This window comes from Dysgonomonas sp. 521 (assembly GCF_010501055.1).
Classification (GTDB): Bacteria; Bacteroidota; Bacteroidia; order Bacteroidales; family Dysgonomonadaceae; genus Dysgonomonas.
On sequence record NZ_QVMO01000007.1, the window covers coordinates 37,306 to 51,073 of the forward strand.

The window sequence follows — 13,768 nt, forward strand, 5'->3', positions numbered from 1 at the left end:
TTACCATACTTTTAATATTGCTGCATTAAAGGTAATTATAAAGCCTCAGTTCTTACCCATTCCGACGTACCATTCTCATTTATAGCTTCTATAGCAAAGTAATAGGACTTTGTCTTATCCATACCCGGATAATAATATTCATTGGTATTGTGCACCATTACACAATTGTACAGTTTATCGGGGTCTGTGCCAATATAAATATTATAAGCATAGGCATTATCTACAGGTTGCCATTTGAGCCAGCCGTTGCGCCTGTCCGTATCATCATTACGCAAAGCTACAAATTGCTTCACAGGCCCGGGCTTCTGTCCGGCACCATAGCCAAATACCCGAAAGCCTGATACAGCAAATTTACCTGTAGGCATGTGGACGTTCTCCATTTTAAGATAACGGGCTTCCACAGGTTTCTCAAGTTCTACATAATCATGCGGAACATCTTTTTTATTCTGACTCTTATCTACTAATTTTTTCCAGTTTTTCCCATCCAGTGAGCTATATACGATATACTGATGATATATTCCGTGCTGCTTTCCCATAAATTCGGCATCCTGATCGGCATAGTTGATTTGGATACCGTGAACGGTAGACACTTCTCCCAAATCTGAGATCAGCCATTCGCCTTTACCGGCTGTTTTCGCGCTCCAGTATGTCTTTATATTCTCATCTACCAGATTGTTTGCAAAGAAAGTACCCAGCGTGGAAGAAACCTGAACAGGCTTATTATAGTTCAGGAGCATCCAGCCGGTAAAGCGGCTTTCCTGGTGGTCTGCCTTACCATTGGAGATATAATGCGGATAATCTCCGAATGCTGTATTGCAATACATGACATCGTCTTTGTCGAACCCGGCAGGCCATATACCGATACGGCGTTCAAAGTTATTTTTCACATTGATAACCATTGTAGATGTATGCCAGTAATTACCCCAGTTATCCTGAAAGGTTGCGCCATGACCTGCTCCGCGGATAAATCCGCCGGCCTTCATACTGAGTGGCAATGAGACATGCTCGAAAGGCCCGAGAGGATTATTACCGATGGCGACACCATCGCCATAATGGCTGAATTCTGTTCCGGGACCTCCCCACTGCAAGTAGTATTTACCATTGTGCTTAGTCATCCATGCCCCTTCCATAAAAGGCTTGAGGAATGTATTGTCCATGTGTTCGCCAAAACGGTGCCACCCTATTTTATTATCATCCAGAAGCAGCATTTCTTTACGTGTACCTATAGGGCGAAAGGTTTTCCTGTCCAACTCTATCCCATACAGGGGGTATGTATTACTGCTGCCGTTGTACATATACAGGCGGCTGTCATCATCTACGAAGAAAGCCGGATCCCAGCCTCCTATATCGAAATGCTCGACAGCCTTAGACCATCGATTTTCTTTGGGGTTCGTACTTACCCATATAGGGAATAGCCGTGAATATGTGGAGCCGAACACACACAGGGAATCGCCTTGCACCCATGCGGCCGGAGCGCAGAGGTCGTCCCATTTATTAGGGGTATTGTCAATGGCCTCCTGAGTAAGGAAACGGCGTGAAACGAAGTTCCAGTTGAGCATATCGCTACTCCACCAATATCCGCTCTGATTGGTGGAGAAAAGATAATAATCCCCTTTATAATTTACAATTACCGGATCGGCGGAAGTCCTGTGTTTACCCCATGTTACAAAATTGGGGATAGGACCATAACCATAATCTACATTGACGGGATTACAATATGTCTTTTGCTGAGCCGACAGGCATAATCCTGAAGAAAGCAGGATAACAAGAAATAATATTCGATAAAGATCTTTCATGGCATTTATTAAAAGAAACAGCCTGAAGGCTATACATTAGGGAATAGCCCCCAGACCTACAAAATATTTAATTTAAAGAAGGCGATTCGAATCCCAGCCTCCTAAGTCCTTTCTGAACATCGGGATGACTCATAAAAAGTTTCCAGATCAACTGTGAACGGTAGTTTTCTATCATTACGGCAACAGGCCCCTGATCGATAGCCAGATAACGCTGAGGATACCAGTTGTCCGTTTCGCTGAACGCGTCATAGAAGCCGTATTGTCCCCATACCTTATCTCCCATGCTATACAACTTACGCATTACCTTCATCGATTCTTCGGGTGTATAAACGATAGAAGATAACGCCGCTGTAGGGGCTATAACCCCAAGGTCTCCCTTCTCGTCCGGCTCATGGGCCGAGTATCCGTTGACGGAGTAACTGGCAGTCAATCCCCAGCAGTCTTCGCCATAGCCTTTGTAACCTTTCGGATTACTGATACAATACGCCCTGTTGATAAGTGTATAGTTCTTCATTTCCTGAAAATAGTCGGCATATTTATCCTTCAATCCGGTCGGATTTAATCCGAGGAATGAGTAATGAGCCCAGAACAAAGGCCCTACGCCACTATTGCTTTGGTATCTCATATTCAGAGTATAATCCTGAAGCTCGTGCGGCCCTATTATCTTTCCGTTTTCAGCCCAGCCTTCATGATATACCTCAGCAGGAGTACCATGAGTAGGAGAACAGGCAGCAAGGATATACGTAATCAGGCATTCATTATAACCACGGATAGGGAAGTTCATATCCCACGAATGGTCGGGGCTCCAGTGCCAGTACAATACGTTTTGTCCGTTACGGTGCCAGTTCCAGTCCACATTACGCCATATTTTATCTATACGCGCGGCAAGAGCTTTTTCAGCTACAGAACCGCTGATATAATACTGATGCGCTACCAGCAAGCCTTGCAAAAGGAAAGACGTTTCAACGAGGTCTCCCCCATTGTCCTTATCGCTGAATCCTTTTACTTTTCCTGTTTCGCCATCCCACCAATGCGGAAATACGCCATGAAAAGAATCAGCTTTCTCAAGAAAAGAGACTATCCGGGTCAATCTTTCGAGCCCCTGCTCGCGCGTCACAAAACCTCTGTCTATTCCGGCAACGATAGCCATTATGCCAAATCCGCTTCCGCCCGATGTAACAACATTCTTATCGTTTTCCGGATATACACCATCGACATGAAAACGTTCGCGAGCCATCCCGCTCGTTGGCTCGGCTCCATCCCAGAAGTAATTAAATGTTCTGTGCTGGACACTGTCAAGCAATGCGTCATCTGTAATGGCTAGCGCAGATCCGGATTGTTCCCCGGACGGGTTTTCCGATTTGTTTTTACAACTGCTCACACCAAGCAACAATATTAAAATGAGGGATACATATATTGTTTTCATTATATATATACTATTTTAATTCTTTTAAGCATTTAGTCCAGTGTAAATCTTGCCGATTTAACATCATGGCTATTACCTCCAATCATTACATCAAAATCACCCGGCTCGAATACATATTCAAGGTCATAGTTATAAAACTTCAACAGTTCAGGTGTTATCTTAAAACTAACATTCTTCGATTCGCCGGCTTTGACAGATACTTTCTCAAAACCTTTCAATTCTTTTACAGGACGGGTTACGCTACCTACAAGGTCGCGGATATAAAGCTGAACGACTTCCGCCCCGTCATATTTACCGGTATTGGTAACAGTTACGCTTGCAGTCAGTTCGCCGTTACTGCTTATCCTTGTCGAGCTTAGCTTCACATCGCTATATTTAAATGTGGTATAACTCAATCCGTATCCGAAAGGATAAAGCGGTTCATTGCTTACATCCAGATAATTACTGCGGAATTTTTCGAACCATTTGCCTTCCGCTAACGGACGGCCTGTATTTTTATGGTTATAGAATAATGGAATTTGCCCCACATTCTGAGGGAATGTAGCAACGAGTTTGCCGCTTGGGTTTACATCGCCAAACAGTACATCGCCAATAGCATAAGCCGCTTCGGTACCACCAAACCAAACATTAAGAATTGCCGATACGTTTTCATTTTCCCACGTCAGGGTCAACGGACGGCCTGTAAACAATACCAGCACTACCGGTTTACCTGTTTTTACCAGTTCTTCCAGTAATGTTTTCTGAACATCGGGAATACCTATTGCAGTACGGCTGCTAGCCTCGCCACTCATCTCCGAAGATTCGCCCAATGCCGCCACAATTACGTCAGCATCCTTGGCTACGGCCAACGCCTCACGTAACATTTCCTCATCGCTGCGCGTTTCCTGATCTCTGTTCAGAGTGCGTCCGAACATAGTAGCATGTTCTTCGTACTTCGCGTCTTTTACCAAGTGGCTTCCTTTGGCATATACCACTTTGGCGTTCGCTCCGGCTACTGCCCTAACACCTTCTACTACAGTTGCAGGCTTAGTCAGATCCACGGCAACGCTCCATGTTCCGGCCATATTGGAACGGGTATTTGCCAACGGCCCAACAACAGCGATCGTGCCTCCTTTTTTCAAAGGAAGTGTATTGTTCGCGTTCTTCAGCAGAACGAAACTTTCCGATGCTATTTTACGGGCAACGGCACGATGTTCGGGTGTGAATATCTCTGTTTTCGCACGGTTTACATCACAATATTTATATGGGTCTGAGAAAAGACCTAACTTATATTTCGCTTCCAGTACACGGCGGCAAGCCTGATCGATTTCCGCCTGTGTTACTTTGCCTTCTTGCAGTGATTTACCCACTGTGGATAAACCTTCGCTAACCATATCCATATCTATTCCCGCTTTTAACGCGCGGGCAGATACAGTTTGTAAATCGCCTATACCGTGGTCTATCATTTCGCTGATACCGGTATAGTCTGTTACAACGAAACCATTGAATCCCCATTGTTTACGCAGCACATCTGTCATCAGCCATTTATTGGCTGTAGCAGGTACACCGTCCACTTCGTTGAAGGAAGCCATTACACTGCCTACCCCTGCTTCTACAGCTGCCTGATAAGGATACAGATATTCGTTGAACATACGTATGCGGCTCATATCCACCGTATTGTAATCGCGTCCGGCTTCGCCTGCTCCATAGAGGGCATAGTGTTTCACACAGGCCATGATATTCGAGTTTGTCGCATACATGCGGTCTCCTGTTCCCTGATAGCCACGAACCATCGCTTTAGCTATCTGTCCTCCAAGAAACGGGTCTTCGCCATTCCCTTCCGAGAAGCGTCCCCAACGCGGGTCTCTCGAAATATCTACCATCGGGCTGAATGTCCAGCAAATACCATCGGCACTCGCCTCTATTGCCGCTATACGTGCAGACTGTTCTACCGCGGTCATATCCCAGGTAGCAGCCAGTCCTAATGGTATAGGAAACACCGTTTCGTAACCATGAATAACGTCCATTCCGAAAATCAACGGGATTTTCAGGCGGCTTTCCTCTACAGCTACACGTTGTACTTCCTTTATTTTTTCTACACCTTTTATATTGAATAGTCCTCCGACCTGTCCTTTCTTTATCTTTTCAGCAATATTGCTGCTCTTAGCCTGTCCTGTGGTGATATCACCGGAACTAGGCAGATTTAGTTGCCCGATTTTTTCTTCGAGCGTCATCTTGCCCATCAAGTCATTGATGAACTTGTCCATTTTAGGGTCTTTATTCTGGCCTTGCATATATCCAATAACCACAAAGGAAGCCAGAAAGACCATTAACAGTTGCCTTATTTTCATTTTACCTTATATTTCAGTTATACCTTAACTCCTGATTTCGAAATAAGAGGGTGTGTCATAAGTAATTTCCACTTTCATTTTGTCATGTTGAACGGAGTGAATTGAAAATCGACGGAGTCAAACTCCCGTATCCGGAGGGTCGGGATTCTTCATTGCATTCAGAATGACAAAGAGAGTAACAATTTAATAGACTGTTTTTACTTATGACACACCCTCACTAATAATTGTGATAACGAACAATCCTTATTGATAATTCGGGTTTTGTTTCAAAACACCGTTAGATTTATCTATTTCTGACTGAGGAACAGGAAGAAGAGCATGTTTATCCTGATAGTTGGTCTTACCGGCAGCGTGCAATACAGCCTTGGCAGTACCCCAACGTACCAAGTCGTAGAAACGGTCTGGTTCGAGAGCTAACTCAACTCTTCTTTCATGCTGGATAGCCTTTCTTAATTCTACTTGGTTTGTTGTAGTTACCTCCGGCAATATGCTGGTACTCGCACCTCTTGCATGAGCTCTTACCATTTCCAGATATTTCAATGCATCTGTAGTGTTAGCTAATTCGTTAGCAGCTTCAGCAGCCATTAGAATTACATCAGGATAACGGATGATACGGATATTTACCCAGAAACCTTCACGTGTATATTTAGATCTCATAGAAGGGCTAGTATATGCTTTCTTATTGAAATACGCGCCCATAGCTTCAGATACAGGAGACTCCCCGTAAGGTTTGTTTGTATTTTCAGGAGTGATTTCTTCACCCGGTTTCCTGAAATAAAGGAGTGTAGCATCTTTTCGTGGGTCACCCTCTTCGAAAGCTGTACCAACTTCTTTTGTAGCCATGTGCCAGCCCCAGCCGAGGTTCCATTGTCCGGCGCCTCTGACTCCCTGTACCTGACAAAACTGGCTACCGATATCGGTACTTGCAGGTTTTGCCGCAGTAGACGTACATTGCAGTTCGAATATAGATTCGCCGCAGTTTTCTCCGGCATCGGTGAATACCTGATCGACAGGTGTATTCAGGTTATACAAGCCGGAATTGATCACATCCCTGGAAGCAGCCAGCATATTATTCCAGTCGTTACGCATCATATATGTCCTCGCGTGCAAAGCCCTGGCAGCACCCCATGTTAAACGGCCTGTATATTTAGTTTCCCATGACTGTGGCAGATTGGCTTCGGCGAAAGTAAGGTCAGCGTCTATCAATTGATAAATCTCGGCGGCCGTATTCTTCGGTATATTCGCCTGTGACGCATCTGTTATCGGGAAATCGATCTTAGGAACTTCTCCCCATGCCCTTACAAGGTTGAAGTAACAATAAGCCCTGAAGAACTTCGCTTCTGCCTCAAGGCTATATAAGTCCTTATTATCCATCTGACGAAGCGTATCGATCACTGTATTACAATCATGTATGATCGAATAATTGTGATTCCAGTATGTTCCTAATATACCGTTAGACGGAGTGTATTCGAAGTTGTCCCAGAAAGCGGCGTTATCGGGCCCGTCATTTTCGGTACTCCCTTTTTCCGAGTCTTCGGAACGGAACATGTGTACGGCAAACGCCGGGATTCCTGCAGTTATATTATAACTTCTCATCTTGGAATAAACACCAAACACCTTTGCTTCTATACCTCCACTGGTATCATCATCCTCAGTAAAGCTTCCCTGAGGACTCTTGTCCAAGAAATCGCTACATCCTATAACAGATATTGCTAAAAAAGCAATTATAGCAGCATATATATATTTATTAAATACTCGTTTCATAATATTGTTTTTTGTCTATTAAAATGTAAGATTTAAACCGAATGTATAAACTGCAGGTACCGGGTATGGATTGGCATCGATACCGAATGCTGTGGCACTACCACCTATTTCGGGCGAGTATCCTGTATTGTTTTTCCATGTCTTAGGGTTCTGAGCATTGATATATACTCTCAAAGATTTCATTCTTAATTTTTTCAACATATCGGAACCGAAAGTATATCCCAACTGTATATTCCTGATACGGAAGAAGCTACCATCTTCTACAAAATATTCGGACGGATAATCTTTTCCGTTTATAGAACGTTTCCTGTCCAGTATAGGCTCAGAGTTTGATGTACCTTCGCCATGCCATCTGTTCATCCTGTTTTCGAGGTAATTGAACTGAGACCATTCGTAGATGTTCCATGTACGGTATATTTCATTACCCTGCACACCCATCATGTCTACAGACAGGTCGAAGTTCTTATATCCTGCATTGAACGAAACACCATAAGTGAAATCAGGAGTAGGGTTACCGATCTGGGTTCTGTCGGCAGTTGTAATTTCTCCGTCTCCGTTTACATCTTTAAACTTAAGGTCTCCGGGTTTTACTGTTACAAGTTTGTTTGCAGGAGAGTTGGCGATATCGCTTTCCGACTGGTATATTCCTTCAACTTTGTATCCGTAGAAGTAGCCGATAGGATAACCTGCCTGCGTGTATGACATCATAGGAAGCCCGGAAGTACCATCTGTGATAGTATAGCCATCCTGAACCAATGATATGACTTTATTCTTGATAGTGGTAAGATTTGCGCTGATACCGTATCTCCAATCGGAACCAATCCGGTCGTTCCATGACAATGATAGTTCCACACCCTTATTCTCTATCTGTCCCAGGTTACCCAGGCCAGGAGTAGTGCCTGTAATACCCGGCACTTCCGCCAACAGGTCTTTTGTGTTCTTCTTGTAATAAACACCTTCAAAATTCAGCCTGTTTCTTAAGAAATAAGCTTCGAGACCAGCTTCCCATGCTTCTACTTTTTCCCATCTCAAATTCGAATTAGGGAGGTATTGCTTAGAATATCCCGGAATAATGTTATCTCCGAATACAGCAGATGTAGAATTCGTCAAAATTGGTTCTGCAGGATAAACCCTGTCCATGTTCTGGTTACCTAACGTACCCCATGAGCCTTTAACTTTCAGATAATCGAGGAAAGTAAGGTCTTTCATGAAGTCTTCTTCGGTAATAACCCATCCGGCACCAAGTGAGTAGAAGTTTTGCCACTCGTTTCCTGTATAGTAGAAGGCTGACGAGCCATCGCGACGGAATGAACCGTTGAACAGATACTTATTCTTATAGTTATATAATGCCCTGAACAAGAATGAAACAGTAGAGCGTTCCCATTGTGTACTTGCGTTTGTAGCCGCGTCTGGGTCGCCGATACTAACAAACCATTTGTCTGAATCGTTCGCTATCGGTAGTCCGTTACCTTCTCCGCGCTTAGCCGTAAGGCTAGACAAGCTATTGTAATAGGTAGTGAAACCCGCCGTAGCTGTAATATTATGGTTGTTAAAGCTATTAGTATAAGTCAACAGGTAATCGGCCTGAACTTTTGTCTCGTTCTGTTTTTGCTGTTCCACGGCAGTTTTGCCGTCGCCCATAACAACAGATTGCTGTGTATCTACATCCCATACAGTTCTTTTTGGGGTGTACAGCCTGCTATCGTAAGACCTGTAGTCCAGTGAGTACATTACACGGAAGTTAAAGTGCTTGAAGAAATTCAGATCTCCATAGATATTACCGGAGGCTCTGTAATCGACAACTTTATTCATATCCTTTTGCAACTCTACATAAGTCATCGGATTAGATACTTCATTTTTCTGGAAGCTAGGAAGTGTATTGTACAAACCTTCCTGCGCGTTGTAAGGAGAAGCTATAGGCGCGGCATATAAGGCATTCTTCACACCATTTGTATAAAGTCCCTGAGCTGTATTTAACGGTGTAGCACGTGCTCCGTTGAACTGGAATCCTACTTTCAGGTCTTTTGTGATATTGTAATCGCTACTCAGATTGATCGTAATCTTATCATATTTCTCATGTTTGATATTACCTTCTTCGGAAGTATAACCTACACCCATGTAGAATTTATTTTTTTCGGTAGAAGATGTTATACTTATATTGTTGTTGGTAATAAAACCGGTCTGGAATACTTCATCCTGCCAGTTTGTATCGTTGTTCCAGTTAGTATAATCGAAAGCAGATGCTCCCTGGTTTGCCAACTGTTCCGAATAAAGTTCTTTGAACTGTGACGCGTTCGCCATTTTGATTTTATCCACAACAGATTTGAAGCCAAAAGAAGTATTGATATTCACCAATGTCTGGCCTTCTTTTGCTTTTTTAGTTGTAACGATAATTACACCATTGGCACCTCTCACACCAAAGATAGCCAATGATGAAGGGTCTTTCAATATTTCCATTGATTCTATATCCGCCGAGTTGAGGAAGCTGATGTTATCATTAAACAATCCATCGACAACATATAGCGGCTTGTAACCATTGATAGAGTTCGTACCACGGATACGGATTTCAGGGTCTTGTCCGGCAATACCTGTATTAACCACCTGCACCCCAGCCACTTTACCTTGCAATGAAGCCAGCGGGTTAGCTGAAGGGCGGTTAGCGATATCTTCGGCCCTGATACTGGCTATCGACCCTGTCAGGTCGCGCTTCTTAGCAGTACCGTAACCGATAACTACTGTTTCGGTCAGCATTGTCGCATCGTCTTCCAACACAACATCAATTCTAGTTTTAGAGCCAACAGCTATTAATTGAGGTTTCATACCTACAAAAGAGAATTCGAGTGTTTCATTCGATTTTGCAGCTATGGAATAATTACCATCTATATCAGTAATAGTTCCGGTAGATGTACCTTGTATGCGTACAGTCACACCTATCAGGGGTTCAGCATTGTTATCTGTTACCGTTCCCGTAATTGTGTTGGTCTGTGCATGAATGGCCGTGATGCTTGCTAATACAAAACAAGCGAAGAAAACAAAGCTCCTCCGAAAAAGAGATGTTGCGTTCTTTGATTTTTCAGGTTTAATTTTCATAGTCTTACTTTTTATTTAAACACACATTTTGCAAGTAAAATCTATTATTTACGACAAGAAAAGGCTGGTAATTGGTTAAAAAATATATACTAACTGTTTCTCTGATAAATTTTGGGCGTTTATGACAACCTTGGCATTTTCTGTGCGTGATATTAGATTTGCAACAAAGGTAGAAATGGGAAGGAAAGTGTTTCGAAAAGTTAATACATCATAGATACACTCATCCGTTTTTTAACAGTACCCCCGACTCACTTTTACCTCTCAAAAATACACAACGATCTAATAAGCAAATAGTTGACACAATCAATCTATATCAAGGAAGAACTCATTCAAATTCTGTGAAGGAAGGATATTTAACTTTTTTCTTAATCTATAACGGCTGTTTTCGACCGCCCTGATAGAAAGATTCATTAAGGAGGCTATCTCTTTTGTCTCCAAATTCAACTTCAAACAAGCGCAAAGCCGGAGGTCACTATTTGTCAACTGAGGATAAAGGGTTTTCATTTTTTTGAAAAAACCGGTATGCTTTTCTTCAAATTTTAACAAAAAAGTTTTCCAGTCTTCCTCTGTATTCATATTGTTATTGAGCAAGGCATTTATTTTTTGAGAAAGAGGGATTAGCGCGCTACTCTTATTTCTGGATGAAAAATCATCTATGATAGCCTTTATTTTCAGTATCAGTTCGTTCTTCTGTATAATGAAGGATGTCTGGGTCAGGAGTTCCGCGTTTTTTTGCTCTACTTCCTGTTGAAGTTCACCCGTCAAGGTTCTCAGCCGGCGGGTTTCCCGGTTCCTGATCTTCTGTAAATGCAGGTTACGGTATCGCCTGAGAATCAATAGCCAGACAATATACATTATAGCAAAGAAGACAATGATATAAAACATGTAAGCCCAGATACTCTGATACCAGGGAGAGGCTACCTTGAACTGATAGATCAACGGTTCTGAATGATTGCCTAGATTATCGATGGTGCGTACCAAGAACGTATATTTTCCTTCCGGCAAACGGGCATAGGACACCTGATTAAGCTTTTGTGGCAAAGACCATGTATTGTCCACCCCCTCCAGCATATATTGAAAAGACAGGTTGGACGAGAAAGCATTCTCTACCGAAAAACGGAATGTTACCGTATTGTAATTATAAGGTATCTCTACCGGTTGCGATAAACTGATATATTTATATTCCCCATTCGAATTTCTTGTTCCAAGAGATTCGAGATAAGGAGGAGATAGTGCCTTTGACCCGTCTTTCCCCGATTGCCCTTTTTTATACAGCAAAAAACCATTATCAAGACAAACAAGGCTTGTGCTGTCATTCAATATGGAGATATTTTCATACGCATTTACCAACGACAGGTTCATCCCCAGATTATAACTTTCCGTAATATACGCTTCATAGCCATCGTAAACAAACTGGTAGACAGAGGCGTCCGTCAATGCCCAGAACTCGTTATTGCGGATATGTATTACCTGCCTCAGGTTCTTTACACTCTTAAAGCAATCGTCAAGAATCGTATTGGGTACAATTTTATTGGAAATATCATCATAGGTATAGAATTGATTATTGCCCAGCAATACGATACGTCCTCCAACTTTAAACATTTTCAACTTATAAGGTAATCCATCCTTATTATTCCCTCCATAGTATGAAAATGTCTGGAATCCGGACAAGTCATCATCCAGCTTACACCTGTATATCCCCCTGTTAAAATGCTCCAGCCATACATTACCTATATGGTCTACATCGGCATTAATCACAGGTTCGGAAATCTGCCTCGGGTCGTACACCTCATCTGTGGCTTTATCCACAATCTTTAACGACTGGTATGTAGATAAAAAGAGTAAGTCCCTGTCCTTGTATCTGGCCTCGGATATATTATAAACGCCGGTACGGATATCGAACAGGTCGGTAACGGAAAGGTTGTCACGTATTTCTTTCAATCCTTTATTATGGCAGCAGTACAGTTTATTGTCTATTACCTTTAGTGCCCAAACCTGTCCCTGTGTTCCGTTTATCAGCTTCATTTTAGCCAAAGCTCCGGGCTTATCCAGATTGTCGGCAGTGATATAGAAAACACCCTGATTGGTTCCTATAAATAGTTTATCGTTCCAAAGGGCAGCCCCGTATACGGCACCGGTCTTGCCTCCCTTATCGGTATAGCAACTCATATTGTCGATATACTGTATATAGGATATGCCTTTGTCAAGCGCAGCCCATACATTAGCCGCCTTGTCCTCATAAAGGGATAAGATCGTATTGTTTTGGAGAGTACTCTCGGTAGATATATGATCCAATATATTACCATCTACATCTACCTGATATACACCATTTAATATAGTACCAAAGAAATAGGTTCCCCTTGATGAAAATATGCCACAGTTTAACTCCGCAGAATTCAGTACACCGGATAAAAGGGGATTCCATTCCTTAAAGCTAGTCCCGTCATATCGGTAAAGTCCTTTTGTAGCCGTACCTATCAGGTACTCATCTGTAGAATAGGGTAATATTACACGCACATCGGTATCCCGGAAAATTTCACTGCCCTCAATTTTTGTCAGTGTTGATCCTTTTAAACGATAAAGGGGGCCTAACATTTGCTGTACAAGGAATTCATCCCTGATTTTCGACAGGAAAAGGAATCCATTTTCGGCAGGTATCCGTTTTATCGTCTTATAGTCGTACATATATATTGAAGAAAACGACTGGAAATAAACACAATCCTCCGCTATCCAGATTTTCCAGAAATCATCGTTCTTGAAAAGCGCTTTATCCAGTTGGTCGCTTAGCGATGTATAAACCAGCTTTCCTGCAACATCCCTATCCCATCGCCCAAATTCTTCGTAACTGCCTGTAAAAACCGTATTGTGAGAGAGCACAGCAATAGACCTTGCTATCAAAGAATTAGGCATACGATTTAGCCGCCATTCTATCCCGTCAAATTCCAACAGGCCTATATCATTTCCAAAATACATTACACCTTTTTCGTCCTCTCCTATCGACCAGTTCTTATTATCAGCCTTATACCTGTCTGTCGATAGATTTATCACGTGGGGCTTATTCGGAAATACTGAAATAAGAGGTAAAAAAGTAAAAAATGATAAAAGAATATATTTGATAATGCTACCCATTTTTGATTTTTGCTTTTGATTGCTTTTTACTTAGTAACTGTTAGGAAATATCAAAAATAACATATTTTTGCGAAATTTGTTTTCTTCGGGGATCGAAGATGACTGCAAAACGGTGTATCACTTCCTTTTTAAATTATCTATATAGGGAATTCTTTGATATAATCGAAGAAAAAAGGTAACAGGAAAAAGTAATGAAAAAAGTGTAACTTTTGCACAGTACATGACAAAAAATA

The 13,768-nt window shown here is 42.3% G+C and carries 6 protein-coding genes; all 6 read right to left on the reverse strand.

The window, feature by feature from the left end:
- Nucleotides 1-35 precede the first annotated feature (35 nt).
- The 6 genes from D0T84_RS03695 to D0T84_RS03720 all read right to left on the reverse strand — a co-directional run bounded on the left by D0T84_RS03695 (nt 36) and on the right by D0T84_RS03720 (nt 13,535).
- Complete coding sequence (locus D0T84_RS03695) at nt 36-1,796, reverse strand: family 43 glycosylhydrolase (RefSeq protein WP_163306157.1); 1,761 nt, start codon at nt 1,794-1,796, stop codon at nt 36-38.
- 67 nt (nt 1,797-1,863) lie between these two features.
- Nucleotides 1,864-3,222: a glucoamylase family protein gene (locus D0T84_RS03700; RefSeq protein ID WP_163306160.1), complete on the reverse strand. Its 1,359-nt coding sequence runs from the start codon at nt 3,220-3,222 to the stop codon at nt 1,864-1,866.
- Nucleotides 3,223-3,254: 32 nt separating this feature from the next.
- Nucleotides 3,255-5,495: a beta-glucosidase BglX gene (bglX, locus tag D0T84_RS03705; RefSeq protein WP_370525414.1), complete on the reverse strand. Its 2,241-nt coding sequence runs from the start codon at nt 5,493-5,495 to the stop codon at nt 3,255-3,257.
- A 300-nt stretch (nt 5,496-5,795) separates the two neighbouring features.
- A complete protein-coding gene (locus D0T84_RS03710; protein ID WP_163306164.1) occupies nt 5,796-7,316 on the reverse strand; it encodes a RagB/SusD family nutrient uptake outer membrane protein in 1,521 nt (506 codons plus the stop codon).
- 18 nt (nt 7,317-7,334) lie between these two features.
- A complete protein-coding gene (locus D0T84_RS03715; protein ID WP_163306165.1) occupies nt 7,335-10,406 on the reverse strand; it encodes a TonB-dependent receptor in 3,072 nt (1,023 codons plus the stop codon).
- Between the two features lie 303 nt (nt 10,407-10,709).
- The gene (locus D0T84_RS03720; protein ID WP_185155683.1) at nt 10,710-13,535 is read right to left on the reverse strand and encodes a triple tyrosine motif-containing protein; all 2,826 of its coding nucleotides are present in this window, start codon (nt 13,533-13,535) and stop codon (nt 10,710-10,712) included.
- Nucleotides 13,536-13,768: the final 233 nt, after the last annotated feature.